The following is a 15,929-nucleotide window of genomic DNA, read 5'->3' as shown; positions in this document are numbered from 1 at the left end:
CCGTCCTCTACGACCTGCTGTTCAAGGTCTCGGCCGAGACCATGCTGACGATCGCCGCCGATCCGAAGCATCTGGGGCCAGGATCGGCATCACCTCCGTGCTGCGGGCTTCGGGCCGAAAGCCCGCGCCGTATCCCGTTGAGAACGGCTCACTCTGGATAGAGCGACTTGCCGTGCATATTCCTGGTCACCGATCAGCCTGTATTGCGGGCTTGTCAGTGAGGCTAGAAACGCCACCACGTCATCGATCTCCGGCTCGGTCAGCGCCAACGGCTGCATGTCTTTGTCGAGCCATGGGTTGGTGATTCCATCGCCCTTGTTGTAGTGATCCATGACATCCCAAAGTGTTTGCATCGACCCGTCGTGGAAGTAAGGCCCGGTCACGAGGACATTTCGCAGGCCCGGCGTCTTGAACGACGCGATATCACTCTGCGCCTTCGTAACGAGAAAGCGTCCGAGGACCGACATCTCGCTCGTGATCGCCGCTGTATCAATAGCCCCTAGATGTCCTTGCGCCAGCTCGCGCTCAGCCTGCTGCGCCAAGGGGCCCACGCGATGGCGGAGGATGCCGATGCCGATATTGTGAAAATCGTTGTCCATGAAGAGAGTTGTATCCGGCTGGTTGTCCGTCAAAGCGTGGCAGAGGTGGCAACGGGCCTTGGCGTTGAACAACCCCCAACCGCGCTTGGCCGAGTCGCTGATGGCGTTGGCGTCTCCGGCGATGAAATGGTCGAAGGGAGAATCGAAGGAAGTCAACGTCCGTTCATAGGCTGCAATGGCGCTCAGCATATCCTGCTCATTCACGTCCCGGCCGAAGGCTTGCATGAATTGAGTCTGATAGGCCTTGTCACCGGCGATCCTGGACACCGCATCGCCGATACTGGCCGAGCCCATCTCAAACGGATTTGTGATCGGCAGCGCAGCCTGCTGCTCTAGCGTATTGACCCGGCCGTCCCAAAACTGCGTCTTGTTATAGAGCGCATTCAAGATGGTTGGCGCGTTGCGTTGGCCGACGTGACCATGGATGCCGACTGACACGGGCCTGCCGTCGGTGAAGGCTTGCGCCGGATCGTGGCAGGTGGCGCAGGCTACCGTACCGTCGCCTGAGAGCCGAGGCTCGAAGAACAGCGTCTGACCCAATGCGACTCTGGCGGGCCTGAGCGTGGACGGCGAGATAACATAGTTGGTCAAAGCCGTGGGGAAGCCGACCTGAGTTGATAAACGGGGCTCGGCTAAAGGGCCCGGTTTGGGCAGAGGCGGTGCCTGGCCCGGCGCCAGCGCGGGCGGTGGACCGACGCCGGCGTCTTCCTCAACGGCCCGCGCAGCAACTACCGCAAATATATACAATAGGAGCAATAGTGCCGCGAGGGATGATCTGGCGCACATCCGATGTCTCTTTGCTCCGGAGATCAACATCTTCGCACCTCGCTAGCAGTAGGCACCTCATAGCAGCGGCAGGCGCTCGGTGGCCGCGCTGCCGCACGGCCGAGCAAGTTAAGCCGATTCATGTGTCCCCAGCCACGCACGGCTTAACGCAGCACTATAACACCGGACCGGCCGGCCCGATGTCGCACATGGGCCAAAGCTGAAATCATTATTCAATCAAATGGAAACGCCGACGCATTTCTCGTTGAACTGCACTCATGGCGCGATCCGCAAGCCGCCGTTTTGCCTTTCCGTACAAGGTCACTCGCACTGAGAACCTTCCGCTGTCCTGCCGGATGATCTGAATACCTCCGATGGTTTCGCACCCCGGCCAATGTCTGACTGCATTGAGGCACTCTTTCCGCAGAGCGGCATAGCTGAGGCCGGATGTAACCGGTTTCGTCATTTGAGCAATCTCGCTCGAGCACACTGCGAAGATATCACTTGCTTGGATCGGATTGCCGATGGCTTAGCTGAATTACAGAAGTTAAGTGCAAAAGGGCGAAGCTGCCGTGAGTTTCCGCTCGCGGTTCGAGCTGAGGTCGCGGAATCATAGATTCGTGCGGATGTCGCAGTTGGGTCATAAGCGGCGGTCGAAGTGAGCACGGCGCCGCGTCCGGTCCACCGCGGACACCGGTCATTCACAATGGCCGCAGCCTTGTTCGGCTCAGAGCGGCCATTAGCAGACCAAGCCGTCCTCTCCATGCGCTGGTCGATTTCTTGGCGCAGAAGGACGAAGTCGATCGGCTTGGTCAGAAAGCCTGCCGCTCCGCGTTCGGTTGCTTTTTCCCTGTCGCCTCGTCGCCGTAGCCGCGCGCAGGTCGCGCCTGAAATGCTGGCGGAACATGCTTTCGACATCGGGTTCGTCATCGACGACCAGAATGTAAGTGCTCAACGAAGCCTCCCGCGGCCTATTGCGCGATGTTGGTCCGTGGCAACGTGATCGTGAACTCGGTGAACACCCCTGGCTCGGAATGGACGTCAATCGTGCCGCCGTGCTGTTTCACAACGATGTCGTGGCTCATGGAGAGACCTAAGCCGGTGCCCTTCCCCGCGGGTTTAGTCGTAAAAAACGGATTGAATATCTTTTCTTTTAACTCGGGCGGGATACCAATACCATTATCCCGAACACGGATTTCACACCTAGATTCTTGGTCGTGACGCGGAGCGTCGGCTCGAAGCCGTCAGCAATGCCAGTGGCACGTTTGGAGGTCGCATAAAATCCATTGGAGATCAGGTTGAGCAGGACGCGTGTGATCTCCTGAGGATAGACGTCCGCCATTCCCGTGGCGGGGTCGAGGTCGCGCTGCAGAGTAATGCTGAAGCCTTGCTTCTCGGCGCGGACACCGTGGTATGCGAGATTGAGACTCTCGTCGACGAGCGCATTGATGTCAGCAGGACGATGTTCGCCGGAACCTTCGCGAGAATGCAGCAGCATGTTCTTGACGATGGAGTCGGCGCGCTTGCCGTGCTGCACGACCCGTCCGAGGTTGTCCTTCAAGGTGCCAGCCAGCTCTTCGACTTCCTCGCGGACCTTGCCAGGCAGTGTGACTAGCTTGAGTACGTCGCTCAACTCGTCGGTCAACTCGGATGAGACTGCGGCAAAATTGTTCACGAAGTTGAGCGGGTTCTTGATCTCGTGCGCAATGCCCGCGGTCAATTGGCCGAGCGCCGCCATCTTCTGTGCATGGACCAGGCTCGCCTGCGCCCCCTGCAAATCGCGCAAGGCCGACTCAGCACCGTCTCGCGCTGCGCGAATGGCTTCCTCGGCACGCTTTCGCTCCGTGATATCGGCGTAGATCAGTACGAAGCCACCGCCCGGCACCGGATTACGGCGCACCTCGATGACCCGGCCATCGGGCCGCGTACGCTCAATGCGCAGCTCCTGCCGGGGATCTTCGCTAGCGCGCCTCAGATTAGCTTCGAGATCGGCAGAGTACTCGCCGCGATCCACGAGATAGCGGAAATAGTCGGCGTAGCTCGGCCGCTGGGCGAGGAAGGCGTCGGGCAAATCGAGGATCGTCTGGAAATTGCGGTTCCACGCAACAAGGCGCGTGTCAGCGCCGAACATCACAACGCCATCGCCCATATTATCGAAGGTGACGCGCAACTCGCCCTGGCGCTCGCGCAATTCGCTGAGCAGCCGCGTGTTCTCATTGGCGATGACCGCTTGGGCAGCAAATGTTTCGACCAGCTCAATTTGTTTGGCGTCAAATGGTATTGGTTGGGAGCGCGTCAGCGACAATGCCCCGATTGAATATCCGTCTCGCAATAAGGGCACTGCGAGATTGGCTCGGAAGTGCCCAAGTTTTTGCGCATCAAGGAACGTATATTCCGGATCAGTGAGAACGTCGGGAATATTTACCGTCTTGCCTTCGAGCGCTGTTCGTCCAACAGCTGTCCCGCGTCCGGGTATAATGGGATGACTTTCGTGAAACTGCCGGAATTCCCGTGAAAAACCGTAAGACGCCGTTGCTTTATAAGTCGAACCTTCACGCCGAAATAAAAGCCCTCGGTTAGCTTTGCACAGGCGCGCCGCCGATTCGACCAGCGTATCGAGCATGGCTTGCAGGTCAAAGGTGGATCGGCTGATGCCCCTGAGCAGTTCGGCGGTCGCAGCCTGCTGCTCCAGAGCGTCGTCGCGTTGGCGCCTCAGGCGCTCCACGAGTTGTTCCTGCGCGTTGTCATGGATGAGTGTGCCGCCGGCGCCTTGCCAGCCGCCCTAGGCTTCTTTGCGCGTTGACCCTTTACGGGGGGTCTCGTTGCACCGCGTCGTAGCATGTCGCTTCCTCACGGCGGCACGTAATCTTACCAAATCCTGGGTTTCGCGCCATGACGAGAAGTTCGCTTCGCGTCAATCGCGCCAGTTTTGCCCGATCTGTATCAGGTCCGGCCCTCAGAGCCGACATACAGGCGACAGGCTGATTTCGTCGCGCAGGGCCAGGAGCCGCTGAAGACGGCTCGCATCTCCGACGAAATTCCCTGTTGCAGCGCACCTACAGCCCGCCACCGCCGGAGCAATGCGGCTTACAGAATAGGGACATCGGTCGTGAGCTTCGGGAACTCAAAGCGCAGCCTGACGGTTTCTACTCAATGGAACGCCTGCTCTATTTCCTTCCTCCTCATCCGCAACCTGCCTATATCCGGTTTGGGACGAGCGCCCTCATCATGGCGTTCTTCATTCTTGTGCAAATGGGTCTGCAATCGCAAAGCGGCTTCGGCGGACTGTTCTTCCTTCTTCCCGGGATCTTTCTATGTGGCCTTCTGTTCGATCGCGCCAGCTCATTTTTCGGGACGGCACTCGCCACGTTATATGCGGTGTACGCCGCGCCCGCTGCACCGTGGACTGCCCATCTTCTACCTTTGGGATTCTTCGTTGCGACGGGTCTCGGTATCGGCCTAGTTGCAGAGGGATTTCGTAACGAACTGGAGAGGGCGGTTGCCGCCGAGAAAGCGAAAACGGTTCTTCTCATGGAGTTGGCGCATCGTACGAAGAACAACTTAGCCATGTTATCCGCGATGATGCGATTGCAGGCCAAGCAGGCTGGCGTGAGCGCGGCCGACGCGCTCGGCGACATGGCCTCACGCATCCAGGTGATGGCACAGGTCTACGATCACCTCACGGTCAGGGCCGAGCGGAAGGTCGTCGATGCCAAGCAGTATCTCACAGAAATATGCCAGCATCTTTCCGCGTCAATCACCGGGACAAGCCCTGTGGCGATCACGGCTCGGGCGGATGAGCTGTATATTCACAGCGAGCATGCCGTCCCAATCGCGATCATCGTCAATGAGCTTGTTACGAACAGCCTAAAGTATGCCTTCCCGGACGAGCGGCCGGGTCATATCCACGTCGACCTTCATACCGATGGCGAAGTGGTCCTTAGTGTGAGTGACAACGGCGTCGGCATCCGAACGCAGCAGCCGGAAGGCGTCGGATCGCGGGTTGTAGCTCTGCTATCACAGCAACTCGGCGGCATGATCGATTACGAAAATTTGGATCAGGGTTGCCGCGTCACACTCCGAATGCCTAAGCCTAGCGTCTAGTGGCCGACCGTCGGCAGGCCTTCAATCGACCTGACGACACGCTAATTCAACCGGGCAGTGTCAAGGGTCCGCTCTGGATCAAAGGCGGCCCTCGCTTGGTTCAAATTGGACCCAAGTACGTCTCCAATCGTCTCAAAGCGGACGCGGGATTGGAAGGGCTCCGGGCTGAAAATGACCAGCCTCACTAGCTGAGGAGGTCAACATGACCGATATCCCAGCACCATCCCTGCCGTCTCGAAACACGCTCCTTGGAACAAGGGGAAGATCGTCGGCGCAAAGCCGCCGCTCCGTCCGAAGCACGTCTGGTCAATCCGAACCAAGCTCCAGGTCGAAGGCCGAATGCGCGACCTGACGCTGTTCAACGTCGCCATCGACAGCAAGCTGCGCGGCTGCGACGTCGTAGCCTTGAAAGTCGATGACCTTGCGACGGGCGGATATGCGGCCGACCGCGCGACCGTCCGATAAAAGAAGACCGGCCGGCCAGTCAAATTTGAACTGACAGAATCGACCCGGCAGGCAATCGATGACTACCTGCGGGTTACTGGCAGGAAGTCAGGAGAATACCTGTTCACTGGCCGGCAGCGGAGTGGACATATGACGACCCGGCAGTATGCCCGACTCCTATCTTACTGGATCGCTGAAATCGGACTGGACCCACACCTGTTCGGGACGCATTCCCTTCGCCGGATCAAGGCGACCTTGATCTATCGCCGAACCGGCAACCTGCGAGCCGTACAGCTCCTTCTGGGGCACACCAAGATCGAGAGTACCGTCCGATATCTCGGCATCGAGGTCGACGACGCCCTCGCGATAGCAGAACAAGTTGACGTCTGAGTTCGGGGGCAGAGCAGACGTGCTCTGCGCTGCCCTCACATACGGCTCCGGGCCATGAACAGACAGCACACTCGCGAAGAAAAACAAAAAGGCCGCCATGCGGCGGCCTCGTTTCAATTCGTGTAACTCTCTCGAATCAGCTACCGCGACGGCGGCGGCGCGCGAGCCAGTAAGCGCCATAGCCTACTCCGATCACAAGAGCTGGGATCCCGCCCACAAGCGGGCCAGGAGCACCCTGTGCGTGTTTTTCGTTGCCGTTACCGTTGGCATTACCAACGCCACCATTGGGGATACCACCTTGATCGGCCAAGGCCGGTGACAGAACAAGCATCGAAAGGGCGACCGACGCTACTATGGCTTTCATTCGATTGCTCCAATTAAATTGGTAATGCATTTAAATATTAAACCGAACTTAAATGAAATTCAATCCGAGTTCGATCATTGATGAGTTCCGTTGGGTTTCATGGAACTTAATCTTCGTCAACTCTGCGACCAGGCACTTCCGACAATCGCGGGAGCGTGGGTCTCAGAAATTGGCTCAGCAATGCCGCGGTTTCGGCCTGACGTGCTCTGCGAATAAGTCGTTCGCGTTCAACGCCTGGATAGCTGCCTTGTGCTCGCTTGCGCAGGCGCGCTGCTTCTTCAGCTAGCCGCACTTCGAGCGCTTCTGGTTGTTTGAAACGACGCCGCTTCTGCATGCGTTGCTCCCTGTTTGAGTTGGGCGGGAGCGCAAACTCACGTTCGTATCACCGATGGATAATCGACGGTCGCGCGGTGATGAATGAACGACAACAAAGAAAGGAGGGCCGTGTTCCTAGCAGCGCGCGGCGAATATACTCCCGTTTTAGTCTGCTTAGGGTCGATTTCGTTGAAAAAGGCAGCAGTAGTCGGATGTATTGGCGCCAGTGCCGATCGGGCCGAACGGCTGTACTAGCCTCTTATGCGGGCTTGAGGGTTTGCATCAGGATCAGCTTGGCCATCTTGCGAAGGTTCTGAGCGGTGGCTGCGAGGGTGAACTCGTCGCGCGCGCCGTTTGGGCCTCGTAAGCGCAAACGGTCGAGTTTGAGAATGCGCTTGAGGTGCGCGAACAGCATCTCGATCTTCTTGCGAAGCCGGCGCGAGGTACGGCCCTCCCACGAGCTTGCGATCTGGCGAGCCATATCGCGAGCGCCCTCATAGATTGAGCGCGGTACCCTCCGTGAAGGCTGCTTGGGGCAACAGCGGCTTTTCAATGCGCATCGATCGCAATCACGCTTGCTGGCCATGTAAAGCATCGTGGCACCGTCGTTCACCAGCGCTCCGGTCGTGGTGAGGACCTTGTCGCCAGGACAGCGATACACGTCGCCTGCGTGGTCGTAGGTGAAGTGCTCGCGCGAGAAGATCCCGTCCGTGCGGGCCGACTTGTCAAAGACGGTGATGTGCGGTTCGATCCCGTGCTCGTAGACCAACCAGCCGAGCATCTCGGCCGAGCCATAGCCGCTGTCGCCGAGGAGCCGGTTCGGATAGAGATCGAACCGTTCGAGCGAGCGCTCAATCATGCGCTTGGCGGCCAACACCTCCGCCTGCCGGATTGCCGTGGTTGCCTCCACATCGACGATGATCGCGTTCTCGACGTCGACCAGGTAGTTCGTCGAGTAGGCAAAGAAGGCTTGGCCGCCGTGCGCTCCCGTCCAGCGCGCCGCTGGGTCGGAGGGCGACACGAACTTCGGCGTGACCTCGGTCGCGGCTCCGAAAGCGGCATCGTCGAGGACGGCCAGATACTCATTGATCGCTCGGCCAGCAGCCTCCGGTGGAAGTCCCTTGTCGCCTTCGATCCCCTTCTGCCGATTGGCATCGGCCTTGATCAGGCTCGCATCGACGGCAAATCCTTCACCACCGACCAGTCGCTCCTCGAGGCAGCGGCCCAAGACACTCTCGAACACTCGACGGAAGAGATCGCTCTCTCGGAAGCGACCATGCCTGTTCTTGGAAAAAGTCGAGTGATCCGGCACCGCACCGTCCAGACCGAGTCGGCAGAACCACCGGTAGGCCAAATTGAGGTGGACCTCATCGCACAGGCGCCGCTCCGATCTGATGCCGAAGCAGTAACCGATCAGGAGCATCCGGATCATTAGCTCCGGATCGATCGAAGGCCGACCGATGCTACTGTAGAAAGGCGCCAGGCCCCGCCGGACCTCTTCGAGATCGATAAACCTGTCGATCGACCGTAGCAGGTGGTCGGCGGGAACATGCTTCTCGAGCGAGAATTCATAGAACAACTCAGGCTGTTCGACTTGCCGGTGCCCCATCATGATCTTCAGTCCTGCTAACTAAGCAGACTGAATCACTGCTATCTCTGAGTCGCAACAACCGCCTTTTTCAACAAAATCGGTCAAAAAGCGAAGAACTCAGAGTGAGAAAATCTAGCCCGCTCCGCCCCACTAAGCGGACCTCAATGAGAGGTGTCACCACTTCGCTTCCGGGCCAGGAGCGGACATAGCCCTGTTACTCGATCATCTCGTCGGGGGCGCGAGCAGCAAGACAAGACAGCTACACAATTAGATCGTGCGTAAAATGGTGCTCGGCTCTTCTTGAGTCATCAATGGCGTTTTCCTGCGCGAGTGAAATATCAATCAGGGCCGCATCCTGGATCGGCGCCGGTCCATCGTGTCCGGCAGCGTGCTGGCTAAGTGTTATCGAATCTGGTTCGTGGTGCACATGTACTTCAAAAATATCTGAAGCTTTGGAAGCTGCCATCTCATTCTTGAAATGAAACGAATCTCCGAGCTCTGAGGCAGCTGCCGTTTCTGCGTGCCCGGCGTCATCGATCAAAACCTGGTTCTTGCCTCCACCGTTCTGGCTCGATTCCGAATGCGGGTTGTTGGAGCCGTTTTCAGAAGTGTGCAAATCACGCTGCGATTGGCCGGGATTGGTAGCGTTCAGTGGTGACGCGCCATGCTTGCCGTGCTGCTTGGCGGCCGCGGAGCCGTCTTCAGAAGCGTGCAAATCGCTGTTTGACTGCCCATGATTGGAATCGTCTCCCGGTGTGTCATGCTTGGCTTGCTGCTTGGCGGCTGCGGAGCCGCCTTCAGAAGCGTGCAAATCGCGGTTTGACTGCCCATGATTGGAATCGTCTCCCGGTGTGTCATGCTTGGCTTGCTGCTTGGCGGCTGCGGAGCCGCCTTCAGAAGCGTGCAAATCGCGATTCGATTGCCCATGATTGGAATCTCCTCCCGGTGCGTCATGGGCGGCTTGCTGCTTGGCGGCTGCGGAGCCGTGTTCAGAAGCGTGCAGACCGCGCTGCGATTGACCACGATTGGAATCGTCCCCCGCACCTGGCGGTGTTGTGCCATGCTCGGCATGCTCCGATGCGTCAGTTGCGAGCTCGCCGAAACCGCCGCGATCAATCGTGTGCCCTGAGAGGACGTTGACGGTCGCGGAACGTTCGTGGATCGTGTCACTGTGATCAATCGCATCATCTGATTTTGCGTGAAGAGAACTATCTTTGCCGTGGCGGCTGCCGCTATCCTCCCTTGCTTCTGCACCGACAATCTGAGGTTCATCGCCGTCTGTGGCGATGGTATCGCCTCGGGAAGTTTCGAAGGCGAATGACCGATCGTATATTTCGGGATTTTGCGAGGCCAGGTTGTCGAAACCATCGAGGGTCGTATCGGCGCTGCTGGGGCGATTGAGGGTTACCAATTCCTTGGTGCCGTTTGCGGTAGCTGACCCGAAGACATCGGTTAGGTTCTTGGCGAGATTGAACGCTTGCGCGGGGCTGCAGATGGTATCGAGCTCGTAGATCAAGACTGCGGCCGCCGCCATCATGAAAGCGCTATAGCTGCCCGAGCTCGGTCTTGCAGAGTTGAGTGCCGCCAATGCACCCGTGTTGGCAGCAATATCGGCGCTGGAATCGACGAGTTTGCCGGTCGGTGTCGGCGTGCCCGCTGCGGAATTCTCAGCTCGGCCGGCTTTGCTCATCATTCTAGCCGTAGCGCTCGAAGCACCGCCGGATTTTTTGGGATTGATGACGATGGTTACGACCTCGGCGGTGCCGTCTGCGGCCATTACCGTGAAAGTATCGGTAAACGTATGGCCGACTGCGTTCGGATGCGCGGCGCGAACGTCGTCTAGCGCTGCGAAAATCAGGACTGCAAGCGCGCCGATTCCGCCGGAAAGGCGCGATAGGGCGAGCGCTGCGAGCTCCGTCCGGTTCTTGATCTGAAGCTTCTGAAATATGCGATTGAGGTCCGCCTTGATGGCGCCAGGGGGGACATTGAGTTGGCGCGCAATCTCTTTGTTCGACAAGCCGTAGGCCACCAGACGCATGATCTCGCGCTCTTCGACCGTCAAGACTGCCAGCACGTCTTCACCAAGCGCCCCATTTTCTGCCGGGGCCCGGTCGGGCCGTGGCGCCACTAGCCTCAGGGACTGCAGCACGGTTTCGGGCTTCGCCCGCATCGAAATCGCGTTGCAAGCACCGGCCGCGATTGCGGCGGCGAGGTCGCCACGTGCGACGGATGCGGTGTAGAAGACAAGCCGGGTAGGAAGGTTTTCGGCATTGGCAACGGCGAGCATTTCAGATGCCGTCACGTCAGAAAATCCGTCCTCTACAAGCACAACATCGGGTGCTAGATTCCGAACTGCTTCGAGGCAGCTGGCTCCGTCGAGACAGGACGCAACGACCTCGAAGTCGGACTCCGCCGCAAACAGCGACGCAAAACCCTGCAGAACGACTGGGCGTCGATCTGCTATCACCAGTCGGATCCGACGCATTAGCGCTTCCCTCGCCGGCATCTCACGGTAACGTCGCCCAAGCAAATGCATCCCAGATGCGTGCACTTCAAAGGCAGCGCGGCAACGCACGATACCGCGCATGGTTCCGGGTCATTGCTACACCGTTCCTACTCGTCATTGAAGGCGTGGCCCGCAGCTGGCCAAATGCTTAATTAGGGTCAAATGCCGCTTCAACTCGGAGCCCGATCCGCTTAGGGTCAAACTGAGCAGAACCTGGTGCGTGTCCATGTTTTCCGCTTTGCCCCTCGAATGCGGACATCCATCATAGCGGTCGGCATGTCTCAGAAGGCCATGAGGCGACCTTGCTTGTATGGAGCGAAAGCGTCATCAGTCTTCAGCCATTCCGTGATGCGACGGGCTCACGAACGCGCCAATAGAGGACTTTTCGGGCTTGATATGGAAGGCCAGGATGCCACCGAGGTTCGAGGGAGGCCCTAAGATTTTGCAGGACGGAGGCGCGCTCGCTCGTCCAACTCTTGGATTTCCGCTTCAATCTCGGTGGCCAATTCGCTGATGTTTTTGAGCGTTTCTGGGCCTCGAAACTCGTCAGAGAGCGCGCGACACCTCGCGAGCTTAACTTCGAGCTCCCGTCTTTTTGTTAAGAGGTCCATGCGCCGTTCTGCTGCCATGAAACGTCGGAAGCTTATAGTTTCTGCTGTGCTTTGCCAATCAGGTTCCTCTGGGCAGAATAGCCGTAAGAACAAGCATTCCCTCGGCTCCGTGTTGGCCCGGCCATGGCTATCGGCCCTTCGGGTCATTCGCGTCGATTTTGCAGCGCCTCGTCAATGGCGGTTTACCCCTGACAGCTGACATGTAGATAAGCACCGGAGTTGGTCGTGATGGGCCATCAACGGACATCCCGGTATTTGTTCGGCCACCTCGTAGGCTCGAGTGAGCAGCAGCGGGTCAGGCCTAAAATTTTGCCGACGTCACGCTGATCAGGAGTTCAGCTTTTGTTGGGATCATGGATCGGCCGTTCTGCACCGCTCAACGTCAAAGCGGATAGACCATCGGACGGGCTAGAGCGCGCAGCCCGGGGCGGGTGGCCCGAAGGCGTCCTTATCGGTTTAGGTGAGACTCGGCCCTTCTTGTTCTTTCACCGTTGCGTGAGACGCTGGTCAGTTCGCCTTCCCGAAGCCGCGTTGCGCATTGCCGAGAAAAGCATTGATCTCGCGGTTGAGGAATTCGACGTCTGACGGTGCGGCGCCTCCCGCGGAAGCGTGCCCGGTGACGGTACCGGGACTGATTGTCACCATTTTGACCTGCGGGATGTTCCTGCCCATTTGGATCGGTTCAAACTCAGGATTGAGCAGATCCTTTGTTCCAGTCAAAATCAGTGTTCTAGCCTTGATCGAGCCGAGCGCCCTTGCGGTATCTCCGCCGAAGCCGGGTGTCGTTCCGACATCGTGGTGCTCATAGGCCCAGGTCTGGTAGATCCAGTCGTTGGCATCGAACGCTTTCATCGCGGCGCTCTCCTGCTGCTCCATCCATGGCAGCACATCCATGCCGTTCTTGAACTGGCCCTGATACATGTCGGGCGTTCGGGCCGCGAGCAGGTTGAGGATGTCGCGCCATAGACGGACTCCCCTCTCCGGTGGTGCCTCGTAGTTGCCGTCCTTCCAGGCGGGGTCCTCGGTGATCGCCTTGCGCGAGGCTTCCAGCACGGCGACCGTCCATGCGGGCGTCTTTGTGAGTGGCACCATGGCGACCAGCGCATCCGTCGCTTCGGGGTGACTAACGCCCCACTGCAGCGTTTGCATTCCACCCATCGAAGGTCCGACCACGGCGACGAGGTGGTCGATGCCGAATTTCTGCTTAACGAGCCGATACTGGGACTCCACCATGTCGCGGATGGTGAATTTCGGGAATTGCATTCGGGGCTGCGCCTTCGAATTGCTGGGCGATGTGGTCAGCCCGTTTCCGATCGCATCAGTGCAGATTATGAAATACTTCTCGGTGTCGAGCGCCTTGCCCGGCCCGATCAGAAAGTCGATGCGGTGGTGATTGCCAGAGATCGCCGTCACCATGAGGATGGCATTGGATTTGTCATCGTTCAGCGTGCCATGTGTGACGTATGAAATGGCGAAGTCCTTGATCGTCTCCCCGCTTTCGAGCGGAAGGTCGCCTTCCCCAAAACTCTGATGCGGCGGCTGCTGCGGCGTGTGCGCCATCGCCTGAGCACAGCAAAACATCGAGGCGGCCAGCATCGTGACGAGTTTCTGCATGTTTCTGCTCGCGATGGGATAGTGGAAAGCTACTTGGCAAGATGGCTGTCGAAGAAGAGCGCGATCTCCTCGAACGCCTCTTTGGATTCCGGCGCGGTGTCGTCGCGGTAATATTGCGCGTGCGATTGTCCCTCGAAGACCTGCAGCTGCGCTTCCACATGGTTTTGCCGCAGCTTGCGATGGACACGCACGGTATTGCTGAGCAGGAGGTCGCGCGTGCCGCTGGTCAGGATGGTCGGCGGAAAGCCGGCCATGTCGCCGTAGATGGGCGAGAGCAGCGGATCCTTAAGATCGTGGCCCTTGGCGTAGACGACCGTCCCCGCATCGCAGAAGCCGTCGGGCGAGACTAGCACGTTGTCCAGCCTGGCATTGGTCACGAAGCTATCGCCGACCTTGGTCACATCCGACATAGGGGTCCCCGGGGCAATCGCGCCCGGCATCGGCACGCCGTCCTGCTTGGCCTTGAGCATCATCTCAAGCGTGAGAGCACCGCCGGCCGAGCTGCCAAAAACCGCAATCTTCTTCGGATCGGTGGTCTTGAGCAGAGCCTTGTACACCGTCATTCCGTCATCGAGCGCCGCGGGGAAATAGGCTTCTGGCGGCATCCGGTAGTCCACGGAAATGACCTTGAAGCCCCCAAACCCTGCCATGAAAATGGCTTCCGGCAGAGCGGCCTCGCCAGGGTTGAGAACGTAGCACCCGCCGTGCATGTGCAGCAGAACGCGATTCTGGTTCTGCGCCGGAATTGAACTGGGCGTCAAGATATAGGCCCGCACGCCATCGATGACAGTCTTCTCGACGTTCACGTGGAGACGCTCCTTGAGCGCAGGCACGTTCTTCAGTGTGCCTGCAGCGGTGGCCTGGACAATCGGCACCCATTCCTCGCCGGTCTTCGGCAACACGTCCCAGCCATTGCGCAGGGGCATGCCGATGATCTTGGCGAGCTGCGGGCTTACAGTGGCTGGGACGGGCACGGACTTCGCAGGTACCTGCAGCGGCTCGTAGGTAGGCGATTGCGCCGATGCGGCCAACGCGAGGGATGACCAGAGCGCGGCGGCACAGGTCCACGACGATAAGCGGTTCATGTTGTCTCTCCGGAGGTGCGATGATTGGATGGCAGCGAGGCGTTACTCGCGCATGAATTTCAGCACCTCTTCGAAGAACGTGAACCGCTTGGTCTCGAACAGTACGAAATGCGTCGCGTCCGGAATGACCACGCTCTTCTTCATCGGCGCATGGACGAGGTCACGCATCAGGCCTTCACGATCGTCAAGATAGGACCAAGTATCATAATTGCCCCCGATCACGAGGGTGGGCGAATAGATGTTGGCCGCATTCCAGAGCGGCCGTCCCGTCGCCTGATAGAAGGAGTCCTCGAGCACGCCATTGGGCGCGCGCAGGCTCGCCGGAGAGCGCGAGTTGCTGGTGGGGTCGGTTGCCAGGCACGCATTCCAGAACTCGGCGGGTAGCGCCGGGTCGCGATAGGCATCCTTGTTCTCCAGCGGGATTTCGCCGTTCCACCGGGCGGTATTGGCGGCCTCCGAGGCCAGCCGGTACGCTCCCATGGAGAAGTTGAACTCGTAGGGCTTACGCTTGTTCTGCAGGGCGCTGCCCGGTCCGAGATTGGTGTGATTGTTGAAATTGTACAGCGGTGCGTACAGGACCAGCTTGCGCACCTGTTCGGGATGCAGTGAGGCGTAATAGCCGGCCATCATCGCGCCCCAGGACCAGCCGATCAGGGTGACCTGCTTGACGCCCCGCCGTGCCTTGATCGCATTCACCATCGCCTCGATGTCCCTGACCGCAAGGAATGAACGCGTCACGGGCTGGTTCTTGGCGGCCGGCTCGTCCATGGCCGGCTCCCGGGTCGAGCCGCCATAGTTGCGGTAATCGCCCATGTAGACGGCGTAGCCGCGGCTCGCGAGCCAGTCGGCCCAGGAATAGTCCTTGTAGGGCAGGTCGAAATCACAGGTCGACGGGCGCGTCGCGCCGTGCAGAAACAAGACCACATCGTCCTGTCCATTGGCCGTGGCTTCCGGCAGCTTCTCGCGCAAGAACAGTTTGATGCCGGGATCGAGCGCATCGATCTGCAGATCGGTCTTAGTGATTTTCGTCTGCTGCGCCGCGGCGGGCTGCAAGGCCAACCCCATGGCGACAACCGCGCATCCCGCCCATGCGCGCCAACCCGATCTCTCTTTAGTCATTCCAACCCCGTCGCTGCTTGTTTTCAGTCCAGCGTAATTGGGATCGACGAAGTCGCAACCCGATTTCGCAGAAAATTTCTGAGTAGCGGCGGGAATAATCCAAGGAAGCCATTTTAGACGACCGGAACCCCACCCGATGCTTGGAAGCATGATCAACGTTCTGACGAGCAGTCATCGGCAGACATCGCGTATTTGCATATCAGTCGGCCAACTGACTCGATTTCTGCGATTTCCTTATCAGTACGCCCTGAGTCCGCTTCCGCGAGCTTGTCAGTCCGCCGAGCGGCTCAATTGTCGACCAAACTCTTCATGCTGGCTGATCCTGCATTTCTGGCAACCGGGCAGGAGGCACAGATAGCCGGCATTTCTCTCAGCGTTGGGCACGCAGCAATGATACTCGTTATCGCCAACGAGCTACTCGC

8 protein-coding genes and 5 pseudogenes are annotated in these 15,929 nt (G+C 58.9%); 3 read left to right on the top strand and 10 right to left on the bottom strand.

All coding sequences use genetic code 11. The features are described from left to right. Positions 1–136 (top strand): annotated as a pseudogene (locus AC5ZG5_RS36010) (IS91 family transposase); the annotation flags it as partial. Here the strand turns inward: AC5ZG5_RS36010 and AC5ZG5_RS36005 are convergent. The 4 genes and pseudogenes from AC5ZG5_RS36005 to AC5ZG5_RS35990 form a co-directional block, all read right to left on the bottom strand. Then, positions 90–1,139 (bottom strand): cytochrome-c peroxidase, encoded by a 1,050-nt coding sequence (locus AC5ZG5_RS36005; protein WP_456646786.1) that lies wholly within the window; start codon positions 1,137–1,139, stop codon positions 90–92. The pseudogene AC5ZG5_RS36010 and the gene AC5ZG5_RS36005 sit on opposite strands and share 47 nt — an antisense overlap. 975 nt (positions 1,140–2,114) lie before the next feature. After that, positions 2,115–2,319, bottom strand: a pseudogene (locus AC5ZG5_RS36000) (response regulator); the annotation flags it as partial. A 16-nt stretch (positions 2,320–2,335) separates the two neighbouring features. Beyond that, positions 2,336–3,171, bottom strand: a pseudogene (locus AC5ZG5_RS35995) (sensor histidine kinase); the annotation flags it as partial. A 69-nt stretch (positions 3,172–3,240) separates the two neighbouring features. After that, positions 3,241–3,987: pseudogene (locus tag AC5ZG5_RS35990) on the bottom strand (PAS-domain containing protein); the annotation flags it as partial. Positions 3,988–4,409: 422 nt separating this feature from the next. Between AC5ZG5_RS35990 and AC5ZG5_RS35985 the strand changes: the two are divergent. After that, positions 4,410–5,468, top strand: a complete 1,059-nt coding sequence (locus tag AC5ZG5_RS35985) for a sensor histidine kinase (protein ID WP_456646787.1) — start codon at positions 4,410–4,412, stop codon at positions 5,466–5,468. 339 nt (positions 5,469–5,807) lie between these two features. Next, a pseudogene (locus tag AC5ZG5_RS35980) lies at positions 5,808–6,302 on the top strand (tyrosine-type recombinase/integrase). A 470-nt stretch (positions 6,303–6,772) separates the two neighbouring features. Here the strand turns inward: AC5ZG5_RS35980 and AC5ZG5_RS35975 are convergent. From AC5ZG5_RS35975 to AC5ZG5_RS35950, 6 genes are all read right to left on the bottom strand, one after another. Next, the gene (locus AC5ZG5_RS35975) at positions 6,773–7,000 is read right to left on the bottom strand and encodes a hypothetical protein (RefSeq protein ID WP_456646788.1); all 228 of its coding nucleotides are present in this window, start codon (positions 6,998–7,000) and stop codon (positions 6,773–6,775) included. Between the two features lie 240 nt (positions 7,001–7,240). Further along, positions 7,241–8,593, bottom strand: a complete 1,353-nt coding sequence (locus AC5ZG5_RS35970) for a transposase (protein WP_456646789.1) — start codon at positions 8,591–8,593, stop codon at positions 7,241–7,243. A 238-nt stretch (positions 8,594–8,831) separates the two neighbouring features. Then, positions 8,832–11,057 (bottom strand): response regulator transcription factor, encoded by a 2,226-nt coding sequence (locus AC5ZG5_RS35965; RefSeq protein WP_456646790.1) that lies wholly within the window; start codon positions 11,055–11,057, stop codon positions 8,832–8,834. A gap of 1,139 nt (positions 11,058–12,196) precedes the next feature. Then, complete coding sequence (locus AC5ZG5_RS35960; protein ID WP_456646791.1) at positions 12,197–13,303, bottom strand: alpha/beta fold hydrolase; 1,107 nt, start codon at positions 13,301–13,303, stop codon at positions 12,197–12,199. A 29-nt stretch (positions 13,304–13,332) separates the two neighbouring features. Next, on the bottom strand, positions 13,333–14,334 hold the full coding sequence (locus AC5ZG5_RS35955) for an alpha/beta hydrolase (protein WP_456646792.1): 1,002 nt from the start codon (positions 14,332–14,334) through the stop codon (positions 13,333–13,335). A 96-nt stretch (positions 14,335–14,430) separates the two neighbouring features. Then, positions 14,431–15,453, bottom strand: coding sequence for an alpha/beta hydrolase (locus AC5ZG5_RS35950; RefSeq protein WP_456646793.1), 1,023 nt, complete (start codon positions 15,451–15,453; stop codon positions 14,431–14,433). Positions 15,454–15,929: the final 476 nt, after the last annotated feature.

This window comes from Bradyrhizobium sp. Ses1 (assembly GCF_059512365.1).
Note: the sequence above shows the minus strand (reverse complement) of the source record. Positions and strands in the feature narration are given on the sequence as shown.

Excerpts from the sequence above, each read along its gene's own strand:
- AC5ZG5_RS35975 (WP_456646788.1), bottom strand. The coding sequence starts at position 7,000 with ATGCAGAAGCGGCGTCGTTTCAAACAACCAGAAGCGCTCGAAGTGCGG.
- AC5ZG5_RS35970 (WP_456646789.1), bottom strand. The coding sequence starts at position 8,593 with ATGATGGGGCACCGGCAAGTCGAACAGCCTGAGTTGTTCTATGAATTC.
- AC5ZG5_RS35965 (WP_456646790.1), bottom strand. The coding sequence starts at position 11,057 with ATGCGTCGGATCCGACTGGTGATAGCAGATCGACGCCCAGTCGTTCTG.
- AC5ZG5_RS35960 (WP_456646791.1), bottom strand. The coding sequence starts at position 13,303 with ATGCAGAAACTCGTCACGATGCTGGCCGCCTCGATGTTTTGCTGTGCT.
- AC5ZG5_RS35950 (WP_456646793.1), bottom strand. The coding sequence starts at position 15,453 with ATGGGGTTGGCCTTGCAGCCCGCCGCGGCGCAGCAGACGAAAATCACT.